Raw genomic sequence first — 22,258 nt, forward strand, 5'->3', positions numbered from 1 at the left:
AAGGGAAAAGAGAATGAGCGGACCTGAACCGCGCACCATGCCCTACCGGGCGGCGTATGGAAATGGCGTGTACGTGAGGTCGTTGGCCATCCGCAGTCCGGCGCCGGGACGGGTGAGCCTCGCGATGGAGGACCCGGTGCACGCGTTCCAGATCGACTTCGAGCACCGCGACGACCGCGTCACGGCGGTCCGGGCGGGCTGGGTGCGTCAACCGCTCAGCTCGTGCGCAGGCGCGCCCGAGGCGCTGGCCGATGCGATGGTGGGATGCCGCCTGAGCGACAACCTGTTCGATATCGCGCGCCACACGGATGCGGCTTCGCAATGCACGCACATGTACGACATGTTCTGCCTTGCCGCGACCCATGCCAGTGCGCGGCGCGCCGACTGCCGCTATGACGTGACGGTGCCCGATGCCGTGGACGGCCCGCGCCGCGCGACGCTCACTCGCAATGGCGAAACGCTGCTGGCGTTCGCCATCGACGGGAACGACACGATCGTCGATCCGCCCGCCTACGGCGGCATCGGCGTGCTGAAGGGGTTCATGGCATGGGTGCGCACGCACGTGCCGCAGCAGCAGCATGAGCACTACTTCATCATGCAGCGCGCGCTGTTCGTTGCGCGCAGCCAGCGGATCGACATCGAATCGATGATCGGGGAGCCGGCGCGCCACAGTGGTCCGGCCGCCGGAACGTGCTTCGGTTCGCAGCCTCAGCGATACGGAACGGCGCTGCGTGTTGGCGTCGTGCGGCGCTTCGAGCGCGAAACGGCCGGCGATGCGCTGAGCTTCTTCGATCCGCGGTAGGCGCGCGGAAGGCCGGTTTCAGGAATCGGCCTTGCCGAGGAACGACTCGAACGTCGCGCGTCCGTTGGCCGGGCGCATGACGGTCGCGAGCGCGAACTGCTCGGCGTGGAATTGCTCGTCGAGCGTGCGCCCGTGGCCTTCGTCGATCAAGCGCTTGACCCATTGCACGCCGAGCGGCGGCAAGGCCGCAATCTCGCGCGCTTTCGCGAGCGCCGTTTCCAGCAGCGAGGCGCGCGCGACGACCTCGTGATACAGGCCAATGCGCAGGCCTTCCCCGGCACTCACGATGCGTCCTGTCATCAGGATCTCCTTCGCGCGCGCGGCGCCTACGAGTTGTGGCAATTGCCATGCGCCTTCGGCGGCGTTGTGCAGCGTTGCCGCGACGCGAAAGTCCGCTTCGGGGCACGCGAGGCGGATATCGGCCGCCATTGCGTAGAGCGCGCCCACGCCGTGCGCGAGACCGTTGAGCGCGGCGATTATAGGCTTGGGATGACGCGCGATCGTGTGGATCACCGGGCAGCGGTGCAGCGTGGCGCCAAGCATCTGATCGGCTTGCATCGCGGCCATCTCGCGAATGTCGTAGCCCGCGCTGAATGCACGCTCGCCTGCGCCGGTCAGGACAATGGCGCGCACGGTCTCGTCGCTGGCTGAGGCGGCTAGCGCGTCCGCCAGTGCGTCCGCGAGCTCGATCGTGACGGCATTGAGCGCGCGCGGACGATTCAGCGTGAGTTGCAGCACGCCCTCGTGCGGGCGCTCGATCAGCAATGCGGGTTCGTTCATGTGCGTGCGGCGAAAAGGTCGAAGGGAAGGGAGGCGCTCAGTCCTGCATGTAGTGGCGCCAGGCGCGGTGGAACACGCGGTTGCCGACTTCGTTGAGGCCGAGCAGCACCGGACCCGCATGCGGCATGTTCGCCGACGCCTGGATGCTGTTGCCCACGGGCACGTCCTCGTTGAGGATGGCGGCCGAAGCGATGTTCCAGTTCTTCTCCATGATTGCTTCGCCGCGTTCGTCGAGGTGCTTGTGCGGCGTGAGGATGCGCAGCATCGCCCGGCATCGGCCGGGGTCCCTGGCGTTCTGGTAGATCGTCCAGTGCTCGATATGATGCGGATGCAGCACGAAAGTCGCATTCGGCGAGACGAGATTGCCGAACACCGCATACTCGTCGAGCGGCGACTGGCCCGGCGGCTCGTCGAGGATCCTGTCGATTGCGCGGCGCGGCGTGGCCGTCACATGATGGTGGCCGAAGTCCTCGATCGCCATCATGTTCAGATAGAAGTACGGCTTGATCGTCGCGCCGTGCACGAACGACACGTGATAGCCGTCGAGCACGCCTTCGAGCATGATCTTCCAGTTCTGGTCGAACTCGAACGTCGCGCTGCGCCAGACGTGGTAGCGCTCGAGTCCGTACTCGGCGAGCAGCGTGTCCATCTCGGGGCCGAGATGAGCGGCCACGTCGATGCTGCCCTCCGGATGCTCGACGATCCAGACGAAGCCGTGGCGCTCCTCGACCGGCAGTTGCACGAGGCGCCGTTCATCTGTGCGGCAGGCGCCGAAGGTCTCGCTAAACGAGATCGCCTTGAGCGAACCGTCTCCCGCGTAGCTCCACCCGTGATACGGACACACGAACAGATTGCGCCTGCCCGATTCCTGCTTGACGAGGGTGGCGCCACGATGGCGGCACGCGTTGACCATCGCCTTGACGCTGCCGTCCTTCTGGCGCGAGACGATCGCTTCGGTCCGGTTGAGCTGCACCGTGACGAAGTCGCCGGGTTCGGGTACCTGCGAGCTGTGGAGCGCCATCATCGGCAGCTTCTCGAAGATCTTCGTGCGCTCGGCGGCGGCGATCTCCGTGTCGACGTACATGGACAGATCGTAAGGCAGCATGTCGGCCGTCTGATCGGTCGTGCCGTTGCGCACATGCTCGAACAACCGTTGTGCAAAGCGCTTGTTGCGTTCGGGGCTGAAGTACATGGAGTCGATCCTTTGCAGAAGCCGAGGCTACGCGCCGGGTCGCCGCTCAGGGTTGCGGAGCGGCGAGGGCCTTGTCGGGCGCGGGTACATCGTTCGCGAAAACGCGCGCGGCATCGCGCAGCGACTCATAGAGCTGCGCGAACTTCGTGCGCTGCAGCTTGCCCGTCGAGGTGCGCGGCAGGCTCTCCTCGACCAACACGATCTCCTTCGGGGTCTTGTAGGCGCCAAGCGCCGCGCGCGCTGCCTGCATCAGCGCGCGCGCATCGAGCCCTTGCGCACCGTGCACGACGGCGACCACGCGTTCGCCCCAGTTCGCGTCGGGCATGCCGAACGCGACGATCTCGATCACCCCGGGCAGCGCGCTCATCGCGCGCTCGACTTCGGCGGGATAGATGTTGACGCCGCCGCTGATAACCATGTTCTTCTTGCGGTCCGTGATCTGGATGTGGCCCGCCTCGTCGATTCGGCCCAGATCGCCGGTGCGATACCACCCGTTCTGCCATGCTTCGGCGGTGGCGGCCTCGTTGCCCCAGTAGCCCGAGAACATCTGCTCGCCGCGCAGGATCAGCTCACCCACCTCGCCACTCTGGCAGGGCGCACCTGACACATCGACCACGCGCACTTCGACCGTGGGCAGCGGCACGCCGCAGGCCCAGGGCTTTTCGAGCGCGTGTTGCTCGTTGGGCGTGGCGATCAGCCCGCTCGCCTCGGTGCAGCCGTAGACCTGGCGGATGCGTACACCTTTCTCGATGTAACGCTGCAATAGCGCAGGAGAAACAGGCGCGCCGCCGGTCGCGGCGGAACTGAGCGACGCGAGGTCCGCCGTGGCGAACTGAGGCGAATCGGCCATGCGCTCCCAGAGAATGGGGACGCCCGTGATCGCCGTGATGCGCTGGCTCGTGATGGTCCCGAGCGCGCGCTCGGGATCCGCGGATTCCTCGATATAGATACAGCCGCCCGCGAGATAGGTCGGCGAATAGACCGAGATGATGCCGCCCGTAAACGCGAATGGGGCGAGCAGGAGCACGCGCTCCTCCGAGGTGAAGCGGTTTGCCGCGATGGTGCTCATGCCCATGGCGCGGATGGCGCGGTGGCTCAGCATCGCGCCTTTGGGCAGGCCCGTGGAGCCCGATGTGAACGTGACCACGGCGATGTCGTCGGGCTGCACGTCGATCGAAGGCGGGTGGGCGTCTCCCTCGATCGCCTCTCTGAACGCGATCGGCGCAAGATCGGCCTGCAGCGCGAACAGGTGGATGTCGGCCGAGCCGTTCGCGCGCGCCGCGACGGACGGCGCCAGACGCTCGACATCGCGCGCGAGCGAAACGAGCGCAGTGCAGCCCACGCTCGCGACGATCTCGCGCAGTTCGCCGTCGCCATAGCGCGGATTCAACGGCACCAGGATGGCGCCGGCTTTCAGTGCGGCGCACCAGGTGACGACCCATTCCAGGCAATTGTTGAGGAGGCAGCCTACGCGATCGCCCCGACCGAGGCCTATGCGCGCGAGGCTCGCGGCCAGCGCGTTGGCGCGCCGGTCCAATTCGGCCCATGTGAGGTTCTCGCCCCTGAAAACGGCGGCCGGTTCATCGCCGCGCATGGCGGCCCAATAGGAGCAATAGCGGGCGAGATTCACGTTGTGTCTCCGAATGGCGATTGAGTCGCCTGTTTATGCGGATTGCGCCCTGGCTGGGATGCGCCGCTTCGTGTTATCAGATGCGGCGATGAGGCAGGCGCGGGGCGGCCGATCGCCCTGATTCTGACGGCTCGCGCGCACGTCGTGCGTCGTCGGTTCCGACGATTCGCCTGCTCGGGCGCGCGCTGGTGATTCGCAATTGAAACCTGTCCTGCGCGCCTCGTCTAACCTTTTGAAACTAAGAGAGTTGCATTTTTTACAGATGCACCCTGGTTGCAATGATTCTTGGCCCAAGGCGGGCTCGCTACATTTCCTGCGTAGTAATCGAAATCTGTCCTCGCCCTGCAATCAAAGTTGGCTTCCCTTTCGGCAAGCGAGGCGGCAAACGCCGCTATCAATGCAAGAAGGCTTATCTTCATGGCGCTGTATGGCGTCGTGTTTCCGTGAAACACTGGAGCCACTCAGTGTCTCGGTGGTCAGCAGTGTCCGCTTGAGTTGATTCTGGCGCATGGATGATGCGCCCGGGGGCTCGGCAATGCCTCGCGGTGGCGGCACACCGCGTTTCACGGCACGATAGGCGCGCTATCGGGATCCGGTGGCAGTTGGCCACCGGTGCTGAATGCTGTGTGGAAGACCACGCCGATCTGCTTCGTGCGCGAATGTGATGCGAGCTCCGAAGCACTCCAGGCCGTTTCCGAAGGCGCCGGGAGACAAGGATGAGAACAGTCGCTGGACACTTCGATCTCGCGCGACGAAAAACCTATGACGCAATATGCTGGCGTATTGCGCACTCGTTGCGAACGGCATCGAGCATCGACTGCCCAACATCGCCCTCGATCCTGCGCGTCGCGAGATGCGACATATACGAACTCGCAATCACGGTGGTCGCGCCCAGCGCGCCAGAAAGCCGTTCGGTATGACGGGCGCCCGGCACGCACGCTTGCGCCGAAGCACTTGCCGTCCGCGGGGGGGGCATACTTCAGCCGGACGCAGTTCTCTAAAACGCGAGACGCGGAGAAGCGCGGGCTGGCGGCCAAGCTGGCCGTGCGCGCTCAAAGGCGTGGCGTCAGGACAGCGTAACGGGAATGCCGTCCGAGCGAGCAGACTCCAGCAGGGCATCCATTATCCGCTGCGTCTTCAGCGCGACTTCCGGCCAGAATGGATCTCGTTTGCCCGACAGGACGAGGTCGCCGAAGGTTCGATACAAACGGGCTTCCTGTGAGTTGTGGTGGTTGTTGCTGTACTCGGGCAGAGAAACTGTTCGCTCGTGTCTCTCCAGGTTGAAGAAACAGCCGTCTCCGGCGAAGCTGTCATTGGCCACGGTAAACGAAACCTCGTTTCCGAAGTGGGGCAGAACAAAGTCCTTCAGGTGGAGATAGCCCTCTAGTCCACCGATGTAAGCCCATTGCTGGCGGCTAGTGCTAAAGGCGTTGTATAGCGTCGCTGTAGCGCCGTCGTCAAAAAGCAGCTCGCCCTCGAATTCAGTCGGCGTTACACCTGATCCGTCGGAGCGGTGCACACCCTGCAAGATGCGTCCACGCGCTTCGACGGGCATTTTGTAGTTCAACGCAAACAAAATAAGCCGGATGTTATACCAACCGACATCGCCAAGACATCCGGCTGGTTCGATCAGGCTATTGCGCTGGATCCATTCGACGTCACCGATGAAGCTGAAATGGCTGGTAATGCGGCGGATGTCGCCTACGCTCGTGTCGTCGTTCAGTACCGCCCGAATCGCAGGCAGGCGAGACGAATGCATGAACATGACGCCATCCATGAGCTGCACGCCCGAGGCATTGGTAGCGTCGATGATACGTTGCAAATCCGCCGCGGAGACTCCGCAAGGTTTCTCGATGACGATGTGCTTGCCTGCCTGAGCTGCCTTGATGGCCCATTCCGTACGAAGTGCAGTTGGCAATGGAATATAGAGTGCGTCGATGTCTCGTCGCTGAATCAGCGCGTCGTATCCTTCGACGGCATCAACCGTGTAGGGGGTTGGCACCGACGCCTGGCACTCGGCGATGAACCGTTGCGCGGTCTCGGCGGAACGGCTGCCGACCGCGACAATCTGGCTGTTGCCGGCGTTGATGATCGCGTGCCAGTTCTTTTTTGCAATGCTCGCAGTGCCCAGGATGCCCCAGCGGCAGAGCCTCTCGTTTGTACTCATCGGGATCTTCTCGAGTTGATCGAATCGGGGCAAGCGGTCTCGCTCGAAGTGTGCCGCCCCCCGGCCCACACGTCTGACTTGTACGACGTTGCCGTCATTCGACGTCGTCCTATCATAGCCACTCGCCTGGCGCTGGCAAAACGAAGGCTATTTGTCTGCTTGTGAGCAATATTTGACCATTGGCGTCCACCTTCGGGGGCAATAGCGATTCCGGACCTTTTCGGATGCGCGGAACCAGAGTCCGTTCAATCGCTTTGCGACGAGATTGACGCCCCCTGTTGCCCGGTTTCTATACCCTGGTTTCGAACAGACGGAGAATATAGTCGCGGACGTACACGATACGGGGATTGCGCATCGACATCTTGTTCCACGCAAGGTAGAAGTCATTCGTTGGTGCGTTCTCTCGACGTGTGATCGAGACCAGGCGGCCTGACGAGAGCGCGTCCGCGCAGAGATAGTCCGGTAAGACGGTCCAGCCTTGCCCACTGATGACGAAATTTTCGATTATTCGCAAGTCCGGAATAGTCAATGCGGCCTGAAAACTTGGAGCGACCTGGAACATGGATGTCCACACAGGCCTGATAAGCGGCAGGTCCTCGTCGTAAGCGATAAGCGGTATTCTCGATAGCTCGTCCGCAGTGGGGCGCTTGCCCAACTGCGCCGCAATCTGTGGAGACAGTACGAGCAAAAAGCGCTCGGTCAGGAGGCGAGCGAAGCCGTGCGAGTGTTCATCGGGCTGGGATGCTGTAATCGCAAGGTCCGCCGTCGACGCGTTCAGGAGGCTATATATACGGTCACGATTCCCTGTGTGAAAACGGACCAAATAGCCCTCGGCGAGCAAAGGGGCGAGTCTGGTCGCGATCTGCGAGCAAATGAAGTCTGACGGGCCGGCAATATGGATGGTCCCCCCCAGCGGGCTGCCCGTACGATACGAAGCCAGCTTCGACTCAAGGCCGTCCAGCAACGGGCCAACGGAGCGAGCGAGTTCATCCGCGGCTTCGGTCGCGACGACGCCACGCGCTCTGCGAACAAACAGTGGCTTCCCGACCACCGATTCAAGTGCCTTGATATGCATCGAGGCCGCCGGCTGCGTGATGCCCAGATGTTGTGCGGCCCTGGAAAATGACTTCAGCCGATATGCATCGAGGAACGTCCGCAGATGGGTAAGGTGACTCATGTCGTAGCTCGTCGTGCGTGCGCAGACTGAAGATCGATCTTTGCGGGAACTTCCGATACTGCCGGCGCGCCGGGATCGTCTGCGTTTCGTATAAATAAAATAATACCTGGGCTAAGTATTATAATTTCAAATATTGCTGGCTGCTCCGTAGACTTGCTCTGTCGCGGCCGCCTTGGGCCGCTCACAGTTGAGAGGTCGGAGTTATCGTGCCATTCGTCATCTATATTTTTACCCTCAGCGCATTCGCGTTGGGGCTCGCAGAGTTCGTTCCGATTGGTCTAACCGACGTCATGGCGCACAGCTTGAACGTCGATATCGAGCAGACCGGCTCGGCCATTACCACGTACGCGCTCGGCGCGACATTCGCCGCGCCTGTGCTGACCGCATTGACCGCACGCTGGTCTCGCAAGAATGTGATGTTGATGACGGCGCTTGTCTTCACGGCAGGCAGTGGAATTGCAGCCGTCGCGGCGAACCTGCCCATGCTCCTCGTTGCACGGTTTGTCGCCGGTATGGGGCACGGGCTGTTTCTCGCTGTTGCCTCCAGTACGGCGGCTCGACTTGCTGGTTCCAAAAAGGCGGGTAGCGCTGTGGCCGTGGTTTTTGGTGGGTTTACCATCGCGATGGCGATTGGTGTGCCGATCAGCACCTATCTCGGTGGCGCGATTTCCTGGCGCCCGGTGCTTGGTGCGATCGCTGCGTTTGGAGCGCTTGGATTTGTGGGGCTGCTGTTTGGGATGCGCGATCCGCTCCGGGTCTTCGACGGCGACTCACCCGCGTCGGCGGCGCATGCGCTGAAGGCGCTGCTCAACGTGAAGCTCCTCGGTGGTGCGCTCGTGACCGTGTTTGCCTACTCGGGGTCGTTTGCTGCGTACACGTATATCGCGCCCGTTCTCACTCAGGTCACTGGCGTGAGCAGTCACACGGTCAGCATTTTCATGCTTTCGTACGGTGTCCTTGCGGCGGTTGGGAACGTCATCGGAGGCAAGATGACTGACCGTCTGGGCGTGAACGGAGCGAGTCTGACCGTGGTGATCGGCATCATATTGACGGTGCTCGGCATCTGGGGCTTCGCGCATTCTGCGATCATTATGGCTGTCCTTATTGCGCTTCTCGGGATGTTTACGTTTGCCGGGGTGCCGGCGCTGCAGGCGAGGTTGCTAGGGATCGCGGAGATTCATGCACCTCATGCGCATGGAGTTGCGGCTGGACTCAATATCGCGGGATTTAACTCTGGTATCGCGTTGGGATCGCTGATGGGAGGTGTGACTATCAGCACAATCGGTGTTTCGTACACCGCGGTGATCGGGGCAGTCCTTTCGAGTATCGGTCTGGTGATGCTTCTCGCAAACGTGCTGCAGAACCGCGGTGTGGACTACAGGGTCGGGCAGGGCGCTGGACACTGAGTGAGATTGGAGGCGAACCGCGGTGCATGGCCCTCAATCGCAGCGAAGGGGGCCAAACGGTTTGCTCACGCGAGAGCTCGCCGCAGCAGGTCTGTTTAGGCGTTGAAGTACAGGCAATTGCTTTTATCGCCGACCAGCCACACCGATTCGACGAAGACGACTCGACTGTTGGGGTGACGGCACCCATTACAAAAGCAATGGCGCACCTTGGACGCAACGCGGATTGAGGGGGCGTGAACCATGTTGGGGCCGTCGCAATTCGGTATGGCAGCGCGGCGCAGCGCCTATCATTGCCTCGCGGTTGACCGATAATGATCTTCTGGGACGGCAGCGGCGCTGCCACGCCATCAGCTCCTGCAACATGCGGCCGTGTATCCGCGCTGGCGGTCGTCAGGATATCTCCGAATCACGATCGGTCACCAGATCCGACGCGCGGCTGCGAGGTTCATGATGGACAGCGACTCCACACAGCAAGGCGGCATCTCGGGTCGTCAAGCGAAAGACCCCGCGAACGAGGAAGACCCGAGCGTTCGTAACAACCCGCGTTACTATCAGCTGTATCCAATCCTGTCCGACGCTGACATAGAAAGAATGCGTCGCTTCGGCAGTTTGACCCATCGCAGCGCCGGGCAGGCACTCTATCGCGCGGGGGGAATCAGTCCAGGAATGTTCGTCCTGCTGTCCGGCAAGGTGCGGGTCGTCGGCCGCGATGCATTGGGACGTGAACGTGTGGTGCGCGCACAAATGGAGCGCGGTGAATTCAGCTCCGAGATTGGACAATTGGCCGGGAAGCCCGCAGTAGTCGATGCGATCGTGACTGAGGATGTCGAGGCGCTGCTGCTCCCAATGGAGGGGGTGCGCGCACTGATGATTGCCGAAGCCGAACTTGGCGAGCGACTCATGCGCTCGTTGATCTTGCGGCGCGTGGCTGCAATTGAACGCGGCGACGGCCCGATTCTGGTGGGCACGAGCGCAAGCGCGCGGTTCCTTGCGCTGCAGAATTTCCTCCGACGAAATAGTCAGCCGCACCTCGCGCTTGACGCGTTGAGTGATCCTGCGGCGCTTGGGCTGATCGAGCGACTGGCTCCGAAGCGCGACGACTTTCCTCTTGTCATCTGCCCAAATGGTTCGGTGTTGCGCAACCCTGAGGAGGCCCAGCTTGCTTCCTGCCTGGGACTCTTGCCGGAATTCAATCCAGCGCATGTCTACGATGTCGCGATAGTCGGTGCTGGGCCCGGTGGGCTCGCCGCAGCGGTATACGCCGCCTCCGAAGGGCTTTCGGTTGTCGCCTTCGACTTTCGTGCACCGGGCGGCCAGGCTGGAACGAGCTCGCGCATAGAGAACTATCTGGGATTCCCAACAGGTATATCCGGACAGGCATTGGCAGGCCGAGCGTTTAACCAGGCACAGAAGTTCGGAGCACATATCGGCATACCCTGCGAGATCAAGGCGCTGCATTGCGGCGCATTGCCACTCGCAGTCGAGTTGGGCGATGGCCGCCGAATCCAGACACGCTCAGTGGTCATCGCAAGCGGTGCCGAATATCGGCGACCGCCGGTCGAGCATCTTGCACGGTTCGAAGGTTGCGGCGTTTACTACTGGGCTTCTCCCGTTGAGGCACGGCTATGCCGGAACGACCCTGTGCTTTTGGTCGGCGGAGGCAATTCGGCTGGACAAGCTGTCGCATATCTTGCATCACACGCGTCGCACGTGCATTTGCTCATCCGTGCTGCGAATCTGGAGCAGAGCATGTCACGGTATCTGATTGAACGCATCACATCGCTCCCCAACGTCACACTGCACGCGCGCGCAGAGGTCACTGCACTCGAGGGCGCAGAGCGACTTGAGCGAGTGCGCTACCGGCGCAAAGGGGAAGGCGAGGAACACAGCATCGCGACACATCACTTGTTTTTGTTTATTGGAGCACAGCCCAACACAGGGTGGCTGCAAACTTGCGGGGTGTCGCTGGATCCCAAGGGCTTCGTCTTGACAGGCACCGACATTCCCGGTGTGGTTCCTCGGTCGCTGCCGTTGGAGACCAGTGTCGATGGCGTTTTCGCGATTGGTGACGTGCGAGCGGGGTCGACCAAACGCGTCGCCGCCGCGGTTGGTGAAGGCGCGGCTGTGGTCGCGCAGATTCACCGCTTTCTCGCAACTGGGCACCGATGAGCTATCTGCTTGCACCTTTGCTTTTGTCGCAATGAAGCGTTGCTTCTCGCTCGGATTCAAAAGTCCGCCAAGTACGTCTATCTTCATGTCCAGACAGCAGGGCGCGCTGAAAGCTGCGCGCACACGGCGAACCGCGTTGCCGTCACCTACTGTCACGAAGAAGGGACAACTGGAGAAAGAGATGTCGAACACCACACTGCACTACATATACGACCCTTTCTGTGGTTGGTGTTTTGGCGCTGGGCCATTGCTCACTGAGGCCCGGGAAATCGAAGGCCTCCACGTCGAGCCTCATAGCGTCGGCATGTTGGCTGGCCCCCGCAGCAAGATGATGTCCCCGGAATGGCGCGATTTCGTGCGACCGCACGAAAAGCGGATTACTGCCTATAGCCATGTCGAATTCGGAGCGCCCTACGTCAACGGCACACTGGAAGATCCGTCTGTCGCGCTCGATTCTGGCGTACCGACAGCGGCCATGCTGGCGGCGGAGAAGTTGTCCGGACGCGGTCTTGAAATGTTGAAACGCTTGCAGCGTGCGTATTATGTTGAGGGCCTGCCCATATCGAACCGCGAGGTGATTCTGAGCCTTGCCGATGAACTCGGATATGAACGGCAGAGTTTCGTCAAAGCCTTTGAAGATGCGCTGCACGTAACCCTGGAATCACACATCGAGGCGAGCAATCAGCTTCTCTCCAGGCTGAATGCACGCGGGTTCCCGGCTTTTGCACTTGAAATCGGTGGCGAGCTGGAGGCGCTTCCCGTAGGCAGGTATTTTGGTCGACCAGAGAAGTTCGCAGCCGATATCCGGTCGAAGATGGCTACTACCCAGGGAGAAGAGTAGTTTTTTCATTCGCACGACGGGCCACCGACTGAACAGGTTCGCAGGCTAGTCGGCAACATTTACCAAGGAGATATCCAATCATGAGCGCGTACGTTGTCTTAACTCTAGATGAAACGACCGATCAGACACAACTTGACGAATATGCCAGGCTGGCTCCCGCGGCGGCTGAAGGCCGCGATATTTCGTTCCTGGCGCTGTATGGCAGGCACGAGGTACTTGAGGGGCCATCGATCGAGGGAGCCGTCATTCTGAAGTTCCCGACCGTTGATGAGGCAAAGGAATGGTACGACAGCCCGGCTTATCAGAACGCGGCGGCTCACCGACATGCAGGGGCGAAGTACCGTGCCTTCATTGTCGAAGGGCTCGATTGAACGGTGCGTCGAGCATTTCCGCGAACTCCTTTGAATGTCCGAGCGGCGTGTGTGTACGATTCTGGTTTGGTTCGGCGTCTTTGGTATCAGCGAGTCTGCGACCGGCGTCCCCGTGTCGAGGTTTCTTTCGCAATGGAGGTAGGTGAGGAGAGCTTTTTGAGAGTCGCGGGAGTGCCGTTGAGGAAAGCCTCAACCTGCCGCTCAACGTGTGCATCGAGGTCTTTGGGCACGGGTAGCCCGTACACCCACTTGCGGACACCGATATAGAAGATGCTCGCATGCAGGCTCCAGACTAGCTCCAGTTCAGCTTCTTTTGCAGCCGGCGACGTCGGAGCGGGCAAGCCGTAGGTGTTACGGATCTCATCCATTACCGGGCGGAAGATGCGCTCACGCAGCTTTTCCAGATAGCGCTTGTTGATGCCCTCACGCGTGAGCCCAGCAAAGATGAATGTGCGGATCCATTCGCGTTGAAGGATGACATGCGAATAGGCCTTGTAGAGCGAGCAAAGACGTTCTTGCAGCGGTATGCTGCGGTCAGCAAGCAACCGCTCCCATGAAGGGTCCCATCGATAGACCTCGCTATATACGCGGTCGATGAGTGCTTCCTTATTGGGAAAATAACGATACAGCAAAGGCTGGGTTACGCCGATTTGCTTTGCCAGTTCGCGAGTGCTACCAGAGAAGCCGTGTGTGGCGAAATGTTCGATGGCCTTCTCGACGATCTGTTGTTCACGCTCTTCTGGCGCCATGCGTCGAACAATAGTGCTCGTGTCGACCGCCTCGCCGCGGTCGTGCCCGGATAGTGTTTTGTCGGCTGCGAGGCGCTTTTGCGGCGGCATGTTGTCTCTCTTATCGCGTGATCAATCGGTTAGGTCGGAATATATTAACAGGTCTACCGTTCACCACAGTCGCCCGCTGGACCACTACCGCTCCCGCAAATCCACTCTAGAAACAAGCATTCCGTTGTGTTCGTATGTATTTGATTTATTTGCAGATTTTTGGTTGCCTCGGCGCAGGTGCCACATGATATTGTCAACGGGTTGGTCAGCAACGTGACGGATTCGTCGCTTGCTGGGGGGCGCCGAGTGCTCATGACGCCGCCGACTGCGTCGGCGGCTAATGTCATCCACTATCTTTCAAGGCAGCCCTCAGAAGCGATGGGCGAGGCCGATCGTAGCGACGAATTGCTGGTTGGTTGCTGAGGGCGTCATCCCGTTGACGGACGCAACCGCCGATTGTCCCAGCGAATCGACACCGGCAGCACGTTGATATGCGACTACCGTATACACGTCTGTCCGTCTGGACAGGTTGTAGTGCACCCCCGCGTTCACCTGGTTGTAATGCGCCTTGTTGGCCTTTGGTCCGCTCGTGCTGGTGTATGAATAAGAGGCTCCAACAGAAAGCGCGTTCGTGAACCGCCACGAAGTATTCAGTTCAATCGTGCTGAAGACGGCGCTCCCAACATACCCGAGTGGATTCGGTCCCGCATCGGAACCCAAACCGATGAAGCGTGTATTTGTGTAGATAAACCCGACAGCCGCGTGACCAAACGTGTATGACGCTCCGCCCCCAAAGACCTCCTCACGGTTGGCGGACGCGTAGCCGGCGATGACAGGATTCTTCTGTGGCGTTGTAGCGGACCCAAGGGAACCGATATTGTTTACCGCCGCGCCGCCTCCGTTCGGCTGGCTGCCCCACATTGAGACATTCGGATCATATGCGCTCAAGTATCCGATGCCGATACGCAACGGCCCCACGCTGTATCCCGCTCCCGCCGAGATCACTTGATCGGTCGAGATGCTCCCCGGCACGCCGCCAAAACTGTACATGACGTCTGCCGAAAATCCATTCCAGGTGGGAGACGTGTACTTGACTGTATTGTTTTGACGGACGGTCAGGCCGAGGTTGTCGACATCGTCTGGGTGGGCAGTGATGAAGCCGCCCCATAGATTCACAGACGACAAGGGGAAAAGATAGTCCACGAACGACGAATACTGCCGGCCAGCTGTGATCGTACCGATGCTTTCGTTTGCCAGACCAACAAACGCTTGTCGCCCGAACAGTGCACCGCCCTGACCGAGTACCCCATTTGCGGCATTGAAACCGTTCTCGAGTGTGAAGATCGCTTTGATTCCGCCACCCAAATCTTCGGAGCCTCTCAACCCAAATCGACTACCAACGTATGCTGACGAAGACGCATCCTGCATCGAATACTGGTGAGCCCCATGCAGCACACCGCCCGCTTTGTTTGTTTGTGCATTACTTACGTAGACGATGTCCGGATCCACGATCCCATAGAACGTTACGCTGCTTTGAGCGAATGCGGCAGACGAGAAGCCGACCGAAACCACGGCCGCCATGGTTTTGATCCTTGTCATAGAATTCATTTGTTATATTAATTTGGTATGCTTAGTAAATTTTAAGCGTTTAATAGCTGCTGCCCATGGACCCCGTGGACATCGGGTCTGATTACTCCGCGGGCCGGTTCGCACAAACCGCTGGAGACGAAGCTTGCCGAGCCCGTTGAGCGAACCTCAGTGACCTCCGTGTCCCGGCAATTGCATTCCGGTCTCGCACGTCACCAGTTGGCTGTCGAACAGCCCACGTTCCCGTTGCGCAGCTGTCGATCGGTCGGTGACGGAAAACAACCAGATTCCTGCGAATGCCGCAATCATCGAGAACAGGGCGGGGTATTCATACGGATAGATCGCATGGGTATGGCCCAGCACCTGCACCCACACCGTCGGACTCAGAATCGTCAGAACAACGGCAGTTACCAGCCCCAACATCCCACCCAGCACTGCGCCTCGCGTCGTGAGACCGCGCCAGTAGATGGACAGCAGAAGTACGGGGAACGTCGAACTCGCAGCAATAGAGAACACCAGGCTCACGACGAACGCGATGTACTGGTTTTCAAACGCGATCGCGAGTAACGTCGCCAGAATGCCCAGAACCACCGTCGTGACCCGGGAGACACGCAGTTCTTCGCGGTCGGTCGCGCGGCCGCGCCGGAACGCGTTGGCGTACAGGTCATGGGAGACCGCAGACGCGCCAGCAAGCGTCAGACCCGAAACCACGGCCAGAATTGTCGAGAACGTGACGGCACAGATAAAGCCGAGGAAGATGTTGCCGCCCACAGCATGTGCGAGATGGATCGCGACCATGTTGACGCCGCCGATCAGTGCGCCTTTGGCGTCGTGATAGGTTGGGTCAGTCGATACAAGCGCGATGGTGCCGAATCCGATAATCACAATCATCGCATAGCCGATGCCTACGATACCGGTGGCGTGCAGGATGCTCTTTCGCGCTTCCTTGACGTCGGCGACGGTAAAGAAGCGCATAAGGATATGCGGCAGGCCTGCCGTACCGAAGATCAGTGCCAACCCAAGCGATACAGCTGAAATGGGATCATGAATCAGACCACCAGGGCTCATGATCGCGTCATGGTGCGGATGAGCCTGCACGGCAGCAGCAAACAAGGCGTCCGGATTGAACGCGAAGTGTCGCAGCACCATGAACGCCATGAACGCGCAGCCAGCGAGCAGGAGGATGGCTTTAATGATCTGAATCCATGTGGTGGCGAGCATGCCGCCAAAGAACACATATACGACCATCAGCACGCCGACAACAATGACGGCAGGAAGATAGTGGATTCCGAAGAGGAGTTGCACGAGCTTGCCAGCACCAATCATCTGCGACACGAGGTAGAGCAGCACGATGACGAGCGAGCTGATAGCTGAGAAGATTCTCACAGGACGCTGTTGCAGCCGGTACGACACGACGTCGGCAAACGTGAACCGGCCCAGATTGCGCAGCGGCTCGGCGATCAACGCCAGGATGATCGGCCAGCTTGCGAGAAAGCCGATTGAATAGATTAGACCGTCGTACCCGTTCGAGAACACCAACGATGAGATACCCAGCAACGATGCTGCCGACATGTAGTCACCCGCGATGGCCCAACCATTTTGCAGGCCGGTGATCTTGCCTCCTGCGGCGTAGTGGTCCGCGACTCCGTGGTTCTTTCGTGCGGCCCAGCGGGTGATGACCAGCGTGGCAAGGACGAACACGACAAACATTGCGATGGCAACTGGATTGCGAGGTTGGTGTACCACGGCGGCGGCGCCGCCGCTAGTCGCGGCAGGGGCTGCCCAGATACCGGTCGAAGGCAATGCTGCGAGGAGCGGGAGAAAATTGCGGAGACTCATGATTGTCCCTCGCGACGAATGCTGTCGAGCAAGCCGTCGAAGACGGTATTGGCGCGACGGACGTAGATGGCGACCAGTGCAAATGTGTACGCAAGCATCCCCAAACCAATGGGAATGCCCCACGTGGTCGGATGGCCAGCGACGATCGGGGTGGCAAGCAGAGATGGGGCAAACGCTATCAGCAAGATGAAGGCGAAGTACGCCACCAGCATGCACGCTGCCAACGTCCATGAGAATCGGCGACGGCTTCGCACGAGCTGATGAAACCGGGCATTGCCCAGAATAGGTGGGGCGGTCCCTCGCCCCGCCTGCAGGTTTGCTGATTGGGCGCCATTCGGACAGGCTGCCGCGTTTGTGTTCATGTTTCCTCCACGTAGGGTAGTTTGAATGGGCTATGCGGGCACCGGCTCTTGTGGCTGGTTGCCCGACGTATCCCTATAGCGTCGGGGCGACCGCTGTCTCGCGCATGACCGCTTCCGGCGTGCGATATTTCTCGGCCATTTCCCGCTCGAACGGGCTCTTCATTTGAGCCTGCATATAGGCGCCGAGGTGGCGTGCGTGCTCGACGATGGCGCAACCGAATTGCAGACGCTGGCGCTCGTATTCAGCCAGAGCCTGGTCGATGTTGCCGGTTGCGGAAAGTGATCTGGCCAGTTGAGTGGCGTCACCTGCAGCCTTGGTGACACCCATGCCGCAATGAGGCCGCGCCACGAAAGCGGCATCGCCGAGCAATACGACTCGGTCGAATACGAGTTTGGTCGCTTCGAGGTCATAAATCGGCTGGAACAGCGGCTGCTTCGTCTTGTCGACCACTTCCGCAAACTGCGGTGCAAGCAGCTCGTGTGCGGCCTCGCGCACGTCGGCAAGGACGCTGGGGCGAATCAGATGTGGCGGAATGCCGTTGGGATGGCATTTCCCTGTTGCATCCGTGAGTAGTTCACGCAGCGTAGTTGCCTCGTCCGTCGGACGGTACCAAACAAAGTTGTAGCGACGGTGGCCAGGTTCCGTGCTGTTACCTGGGCCTGCTACCGGGTAGCCGAGCATCTGTTCTCCCGGCGGCAGGCAAAAGCCGAACTTGTCGAACAGCGCCTCCCACGTTTCGCGGGACAAGTCGCGTTCATCGACCAGCCCCCGCCACGCAATGTATCCCGCATACTCCAGTTGCACGGACGGCAAATAGTTCTGGCGGATGCTCGAGCGGAATCCATCAGCAGCGATGACAAGATCGGCACGCAGTTTCGTGTTGTCAGCGAGCGTAACTTCAGCGTGGTCTGCGAAGCTGTCAACGCGCTCCACAAAGGCGCCCGATCGGTACGAGGTGTCTGGCAAGGCGGCGCGTAATACGTGGAACATCTTGCTCCAGGCAGTGAGAGTCTGCGTGAGCGGACGCGAGCCGCCGACGGTGCCGTCCGGATTCAGCGTGACCCGGCTGTGCACCGTCACGCCGATGTCGTCGCCCACCGCCACGCCGGCCGCCGTCAGCGCGTCGAACAGCTCGGGATGCGTGACGATGCCCGCGCCACGCCCGGCGAGCTCATCGGGTACCCGTTCAAGCACAGTGACGTCCCAGCCACTGCGTAGCAGAAGATTGGCCGCAAAAAGACCACCGAGCGACCCGCCCACGATGACCGCCGAGCGGCGATTGGTAAGACTGCTTTGCATGTCTGTGTCTCCTTACTGACTGGCGGCGGCCCGCGACGTCTTTTCGAGCGCCGCTGCTTCGTGTGCCGGGAAATTCATTTCGATCGTGACGCCGGACGGGTCCTCAACGAATACCTGATGCAGGCCGAGGCTCGGTACCGTGCGGTCTCGCCATTCGTAGCCCGCGGTGCGCAGCTTGGCCCAGAACTCCTCCAAACCTGTCGCGAGAAATGCGATGTGGTCAACGGTGCCGGTTCCGGTCACGGGGAGTGCCTTGTCACCGAGGTATTCAGCGAGGCCGCTGGGGTCATCGGCGTCAACGCCGATGATGTGAACGACACCGAAGTCAGACTCGTCCTCTCCGTTGTACAACCAGATACCGGGGAACTTGAATGGAGGGCGGAAACCCTCACGGAAGCCGAGAACCTGTGTATAGAACTGTCTGGACTTCTCGAGATCCGCAGTGCGGATCGAGTAGTGTGCAAGCTTGGTGATTGGCATTTGCGTCTCCGCTGTTTATCGATCGATCAGTGATCGTTTGATAAATTATAGGCCGGCCACGATTTGAACAAGATCAAAATGCGTCAGTGTTTACCCGTGATGACCGTGTGGCCTGCGCCAACAAACTGGAAAGGGTCATACCGTGTCAATGTGAAGCGGGTTAACACCTACTCCGAAATCGACGGCATGTTGGGAGGTCGACTTTTTAAGTTATCATTAGATAACTATGTGCATCCGTGTGGACTTTGCATTCTTCGCTGCCTCGGGCCGTTCAGCCGAAGGCAGCACGCATACACGTCCAGTCTGGGGTTCAACTCGCCGCTACCGTGCCTGAACGCGGTCGGTGACGAAGAGGCGCTGTGCAGTAAGAGCCAGGCTGATTGCGAGAATCGCCATTACGACACACAGGCCGATAAGCGACACGTTTAGACCAAAGCGATCTGCGGCAATCCCGAGTCCAAGCACGGGAACAATGCCACCGAGATAGGCGACGGTGAAAAAGGAGGAAATCATGCCCGCCCGCCGTTCCGGCGTGGCGATCGCATTCACTACGAATAGCGCCGACATGAACGCAAGTCCCTGACCGAATCCGCCAAGCAAGTCGCTTGCGACGAAAAGCAACCCGGACGAAATCTTGACCGAGATCGCCAGCATCGCGAGGCCAGCCGTCACGATAAGCGAACCGATGACCAGCCCGCGCCTCGGGCTCATCCCTTGCAGTGTCATTTGGGCTGCCGCGGACCCTGCAAACAACAGGGCGACGCCGATGCCGCCGACGGCCGGTCCCTTCCATGGCATGAACGCATTAAAAAAGGACGGAGCCAGTGATGCAAACAGGCTAAAGAGGGTGTAGCCGGTGAACGTGATGACCGCCACAGTGGCGAATTGTCTGCCGTGGTGCATGCTGGGGACGTGAAAGCGCAAACGGGGTATAAAACGGCCAGCGGCCGTTGGCCGGTCACTTGCTCCGTAGCGTAACAAGGCCACCAGTGCAATCGAGAGCGCGCCAGCCAGCGCCCAATAAGGCAGGTGCAGAGGAAACGGCAGGCTCTGTGCTATGAAGCCACCTGCGAGGGGACCCGCACCCAGTCCAATGATTGTCATCAACGCGCCGATGGACGAGGCAAACGTCATCCGCTCTGGCGGGGTCACCGCTACCAGCCCGGCAGTGGCGGAGGTAGAGGCAATTCCCGCTGCGACGCCTATCATGAATCTCCCGATGGAGAGAATCGCAAGGTCTGGTGCGAAGGCAGAGACGAGAAGACCGGCAAGTGCGAGTATGGTCGCCACTCGCAACGTCCGGATATGCCCAATATGGTCGCTCAGATGTCCGAGGAAAAGCAGCGCGAGCAGTGTGCCGGCCATGTACATCGTATAAGCGACAGTGACACCGCTCGGTCCGATATGAAACGTCTGCTCATAGAGCGGATACAGTGGACTGGCGATCGTCGCCCCGGCCATGATCGTGCCTAACGTGTAGGCCATAGCGACAAACTGCGCGCTCGCCACACTTCTCGTTGTTGCAGAACTATTTTTCGCTCCCATCGCTGAAAACCTCGGTATTTAATCGACGGCCAAGAATAAATCCGGGAATTCAGGCAGGGAACGCCAACGGGGAGCAACGCTACGTTGCATAACAGGCAATGCGTCAGCGTAGCGCGCCGAGGCGGCGTGAGTGCAAGCCCGCCGCTACCGTTGCGGAGTGAGGGAGATCCGTGTGGATCGACTAAGCCGGATTGCTGGCGAGAGATGAAACGAGATCGATGAAAGCATTGACGCGGGTGGACCCGCGTTGATTGGGCAGGTAGAGCGCACTGATGACCGACCGCGCCTCATTGGGCGTGACATCGTAGCTTTCAAATAACTTCAGCATTTTGCCCGACTGGATATCTGCCTCGACCAGCCAGTCCGGTAGAAGGGCAATGCCTGAACCGTCGAGAACCGCTTCGCGCAACACCTCGGAGCTGTTGCACTTCAGGCGCCCCGCAACGGCCACCTTTGTCGTGTCGCCATTACCCGAAAATGTCCAGACCTGCTGGTCGCCACTATAGGAGAAGCGCACGCACTGGTGGTTGCAAAGATCAACCGGCTCAACCGGTGTTCCATGAGCGGCCAGATAGTCGTGACTGGCTACGACATAGCGGCGAAAAGTCCCGAGCTGTCTGGCTACGACTTCCGCAGTAGGTGCTGCCTCGCCGAGCCGGATTGCGACGTCTATCCGTTCCGTGACGAGGTCAACCATATCGTCGCTGAGTCGCATGTCGAGATCCAGCTTCGGATACCTGGCCAGGAATCCGGAGACGTGTGGCCCAATCCTGCGCAACCCATAAGCGACGGGTACGGAAACCCGCAGGGGTCCGGATGGTTCTTCCCCACGGTCGCCCACGAGGGAATCGGCGTCCGCAAGATCTTCGAGCAGCTTCTTCGCGCGGACATAGTAGAGCGCGCCTGCGTCAGACAGCGTTACCTGTCGGGTTGTCCGGTTCAGCAGTACCGTGCCCAGCGATTCCTCGAGCGCATCCACGGATCGAACTACCGACGACGTAGCAAGTTCAAGCCGCCGTGCCGCGCTGGAAAACCCACCGGCTTCTGCCACCTCTACGAACGCCCTAAGGGCGGAGAACTTGTCCATGCCTTTGCCTTTGTCGCAATGATGCGTTGCACCCGGCAGTCATTCTACAGATACCTCGCAGCCCATATCTTGTCATCCGTAGATCACCTGGAGATTGATATGAACAAGCTGGAAATTAACCTGACATATGACCTTATTTGCCCGTGGTGCTGGATCGCCGAGCGGCGCCTTCGCCGCGCTGTCGACGAGTTGGGCCTCTCCGATTCCGTGTCGGTCCGGTTCACACCGTACGAACTGAATCCGACGATGCCGGCCGAGGGTATGGATCGCAAAGCCTACCGGACCTTGAAGTTCGGGAGCTGGCCGAGATCCCAGGCGATGGATGTGCACGTCGCCGACACCGGTAGGGCGGACGGACTCGAGTTTCGTTACGACGCCGTCGAACGCACCCCGAACACCTTGCTGGCACATCGCCTGATCTGGTTCGCGCAGCGCGAGGGAGACGCGTCCGGCCTGGTTGATGCACTGTTTGCCGCGTACTTCCGTGATGGTCGTGATGTCGGAAATGCAAATGTACTAGTCGAGATCGCTGCTGAAGTCGGATTGGACCGTGATGCGGTCGAGGCATTTCTCGCCAGCGAGGAGGGGGTTGCGGGAGTCCGTTCACTTGAGGCGGACGCAAACCGTCGCGGAGTGGTCTCCGTGCCATCGTTCCGTATCGGATCAACCGTGATCAGCGGAGCACAACCGGTCGTTGTTTTCAGGGACGCGCTGAATGAGGCACTCGGCGCTACCGCAGAGTAA

19 protein-coding genes are annotated in these 22,258 nt (G+C 60.2%); 6 read left to right on the top strand and 13 right to left on the bottom strand.

The genetic code is table 11. The features are described from left to right. Positions 1-13 precede the first annotated feature (13 nt). Positions 14-802 carry a hypothetical protein gene (locus U5A58_RS05200; RefSeq protein ID WP_321960562.1) on the top strand — a complete coding sequence of 263 codons (789 nt, stop codon included), beginning with the start codon at positions 14-16 and terminating at the stop codon, positions 800-802. An 18-nt stretch (positions 803-820) separates the two neighbouring features. Here the strand turns inward: U5A58_RS05200 and U5A58_RS05205 are convergent, their stop codons facing one another. The 5 genes from U5A58_RS05205 to U5A58_RS05225 form a co-directional block, all read right to left on the bottom strand. Then, complete coding sequence (locus U5A58_RS05205) at positions 821-1,582, bottom strand: enoyl-CoA hydratase/isomerase family protein (protein WP_321960563.1); 762 nt, start codon at positions 1,580-1,582, stop codon at positions 821-823. A 37-nt stretch (positions 1,583-1,619) separates the two neighbouring features. Further along, positions 1,620-2,774, bottom strand: a complete 1,155-nt coding sequence (locus tag U5A58_RS05210) for an aromatic ring-hydroxylating dioxygenase subunit alpha (RefSeq protein ID WP_321960564.1) — start codon at positions 2,772-2,774, stop codon at positions 1,620-1,622. A gap of 46 nt (positions 2,775-2,820) precedes the next feature. Continuing rightward, positions 2,821-4,404, bottom strand: coding sequence for a class I adenylate-forming enzyme family protein (locus tag U5A58_RS05215; protein ID WP_321960565.1), 1,584 nt, complete (start codon positions 4,402-4,404; stop codon positions 2,821-2,823). A gap of 1,066 nt (positions 4,405-5,470) precedes the next feature. Next, complete coding sequence (locus U5A58_RS05220; protein ID WP_321960566.1) at positions 5,471-6,571, bottom strand: Gfo/Idh/MocA family oxidoreductase; 1,101 nt, start codon at positions 6,569-6,571, stop codon at positions 5,471-5,473. 289 nt (positions 6,572-6,860) lie between these two features. Further along, complete coding sequence (locus U5A58_RS05225; protein ID WP_321960567.1) at positions 6,861-7,748, bottom strand: LysR family transcriptional regulator; 888 nt, start codon at positions 7,746-7,748, stop codon at positions 6,861-6,863. Between the two features lie 206 nt (positions 7,749-7,954). Between U5A58_RS05225 and U5A58_RS05230 the strand changes: the two genes are divergently transcribed. The 4 genes from U5A58_RS05230 (at position 7,955) to U5A58_RS05245 (ending at position 12,535) form a co-directional block, all read left to right on the top strand. Next, entirely contained in the window at positions 7,955-9,154 is a 1,200-nt protein-coding gene (locus tag U5A58_RS05230) for an MFS transporter (RefSeq protein ID WP_321960568.1), read from the top strand. Between the two features lie 450 nt (positions 9,155-9,604). Then, positions 9,605-11,323, top strand: coding sequence for an FAD-dependent oxidoreductase (locus U5A58_RS05235; protein ID WP_321960629.1), 1,719 nt, complete (start codon positions 9,605-9,607; stop codon positions 11,321-11,323). A 181-nt stretch (positions 11,324-11,504) separates the two neighbouring features. Beyond that, entirely contained in the window at positions 11,505-12,164 is a 660-nt protein-coding gene (locus U5A58_RS05240; protein ID WP_321960569.1) for a DsbA family protein, read from the top strand. Positions 12,165-12,244: 80 nt separating this feature from the next. After that, entirely contained in the window at positions 12,245-12,535 is a 291-nt protein-coding gene (locus U5A58_RS05245; protein ID WP_321960570.1) for a DUF1330 domain-containing protein, read from the top strand. An 86-nt stretch (positions 12,536-12,621) separates the two neighbouring features. On the opposite strand, the gene U5A58_RS05250 is transcribed toward U5A58_RS05245, so the two are convergent. The 8 genes from U5A58_RS05250 to U5A58_RS05285 form a co-directional block, all read right to left on the bottom strand. After that, complete coding sequence (locus tag U5A58_RS05250) at positions 12,622-13,374, bottom strand: TetR/AcrR family transcriptional regulator (RefSeq protein ID WP_415774167.1); 753 nt, start codon at positions 13,372-13,374, stop codon at positions 12,622-12,624. 309 nt (positions 13,375-13,683) lie between these two features. Next, positions 13,684-14,895, bottom strand: a complete 1,212-nt coding sequence (locus U5A58_RS05255) for a porin (RefSeq protein WP_321960571.1) — start codon at positions 14,893-14,895, stop codon at positions 13,684-13,686. Positions 14,896-15,069: 174 nt separating this feature from the next. After that, complete coding sequence (locus U5A58_RS05260; RefSeq protein WP_321960572.1) at positions 15,070-16,740, bottom strand: cation acetate symporter; 1,671 nt, start codon at positions 16,738-16,740, stop codon at positions 15,070-15,072. Then, the gene (locus tag U5A58_RS05265; RefSeq protein ID WP_321960573.1) at positions 16,737-17,102 is read right to left on the bottom strand and encodes a DUF485 domain-containing protein; all 366 of its coding nucleotides are present in this window, start codon (positions 17,100-17,102) and stop codon (positions 16,737-16,739) included. Before U5A58_RS05265 ends, U5A58_RS05260 begins: the two co-directional genes overlap by 4 nt. 73 nt (positions 17,103-17,175) lie before the next feature. Further along, positions 17,176-18,402: an FAD binding domain-containing protein gene (locus U5A58_RS05270; RefSeq protein ID WP_321960574.1), complete on the bottom strand. Its 1,227-nt coding sequence runs from the start codon at positions 18,400-18,402 to the stop codon at positions 17,176-17,178. A 12-nt stretch (positions 18,403-18,414) separates the two neighbouring features. Beyond that, on the bottom strand, positions 18,415-18,882 hold the full coding sequence (locus U5A58_RS05275) for a VOC family protein (protein ID WP_321960575.1): 468 nt from the start codon (positions 18,880-18,882) through the stop codon (positions 18,415-18,417). Positions 18,883-19,203: 321 nt separating this feature from the next. Continuing rightward, positions 19,204-20,427: an MFS transporter gene (locus U5A58_RS05280; protein ID WP_321960576.1), complete on the bottom strand. Its 1,224-nt coding sequence runs from the start codon at positions 20,425-20,427 to the stop codon at positions 19,204-19,206. Between the two features lie 181 nt (positions 20,428-20,608). Beyond that, complete coding sequence (locus tag U5A58_RS05285) at positions 20,609-21,514, bottom strand: LysR family transcriptional regulator (protein WP_321960577.1); 906 nt, start codon at positions 21,512-21,514, stop codon at positions 20,609-20,611. 99 nt (positions 21,515-21,613) lie between these two features. On the opposite strand from U5A58_RS05285, the gene U5A58_RS05290 reads away from it, so the two are divergent. Continuing rightward, entirely contained in the window at positions 21,614-22,258 is a 645-nt protein-coding gene (locus tag U5A58_RS05290) for a DsbA family oxidoreductase (RefSeq protein WP_321960578.1), read from the top strand.

It is taken from the genome of Paraburkholderia sp. J7, assembly GCF_905220155.1.
Taxonomy (GTDB): Bacteria; Pseudomonadota; Gammaproteobacteria; order Burkholderiales; family Burkholderiaceae; genus Paraburkholderia.

Bases quoted from the DNA above. Each gene is read 5' to 3' on its own strand.
- U5A58_RS05200 (WP_321960562.1), top strand. From the start codon at position 14: ATGAGCGGACCTGAACCGCGCACCATGCCCTACCGGGCGGCGTATGGA.
- U5A58_RS05205 (WP_321960563.1), bottom strand. From the start codon at position 1,582: ATGAACGAACCCGCATTGCTGATCGAGCGCCCGCACGAGGGCGTGCTG.
- U5A58_RS05210 (WP_321960564.1), bottom strand. From the start codon at position 2,774: ATGTACTTCAGCCCCGAACGCAACAAGCGCTTTGCACAACGGTTGTTC.
- U5A58_RS05220 (WP_321960566.1), bottom strand. From the start codon at position 6,571: ATGAGTACAAACGAGAGGCTCTGCCGCTGGGGCATCCTGGGCACTGCG.
- U5A58_RS05225 (WP_321960567.1), bottom strand. From the start codon at position 7,748: ATGAGTCACCTTACCCATCTGCGGACGTTCCTCGATGCATATCGGCTG.
- U5A58_RS05235 (WP_321960629.1), top strand. From the start codon at position 9,605: ATGGACAGCGACTCCACACAGCAAGGCGGCATCTCGGGTCGTCAAGCG.
- U5A58_RS05240 (WP_321960569.1), top strand. From the start codon at position 11,505: ATGTCGAACACCACACTGCACTACATATACGACCCTTTCTGTGGTTGG.
- U5A58_RS05245 (WP_321960570.1), top strand. From the start codon at position 12,245: ATGAGCGCGTACGTTGTCTTAACTCTAGATGAAACGACCGATCAGACA.
- U5A58_RS05250 (WP_415774167.1), bottom strand. From the start codon at position 13,374: ATGCCGCCGCAAAAGCGCCTCGCAGCCGACAAAACACTATCCGGGCAC.
- U5A58_RS05255 (WP_321960571.1), bottom strand. From the start codon at position 14,895: ATGGCGGCCGTGGTTTCGGTCGGCTTCTCGTCTGCCGCATTCGCTCAA.
- U5A58_RS05260 (WP_321960572.1), bottom strand. From the start codon at position 16,740: ATGAGTCTCCGCAATTTTCTCCCGCTCCTCGCAGCATTGCCTTCGACC.
- U5A58_RS05265 (WP_321960573.1), bottom strand. From the start codon at position 17,102: ATGAACACAAACGCGGCAGCCTGTCCGAATGGCGCCCAATCAGCAAAC.
- U5A58_RS05270 (WP_321960574.1), bottom strand. From the start codon at position 18,402: ATGCAAAGCAGTCTTACCAATCGCCGCTCGGCGGTCATCGTGGGCGGG.
- U5A58_RS05275 (WP_321960575.1), bottom strand. From the start codon at position 18,882: ATGCCAATCACCAAGCTTGCACACTACTCGATCCGCACTGCGGATCTC.
- U5A58_RS05280 (WP_321960576.1), bottom strand. From the start codon at position 20,427: ATGGGAGCGAAAAATAGTTCTGCAACAACGAGAAGTGTGGCGAGCGCG.
- U5A58_RS05285 (WP_321960577.1), bottom strand. From the start codon at position 21,514: ATGGACAAGTTCTCCGCCCTTAGGGCGTTCGTAGAGGTGGCAGAAGCC.
- U5A58_RS05290 (WP_321960578.1), top strand. From the start codon at position 21,614: ATGAACAAGCTGGAAATTAACCTGACATATGACCTTATTTGCCCGTGG.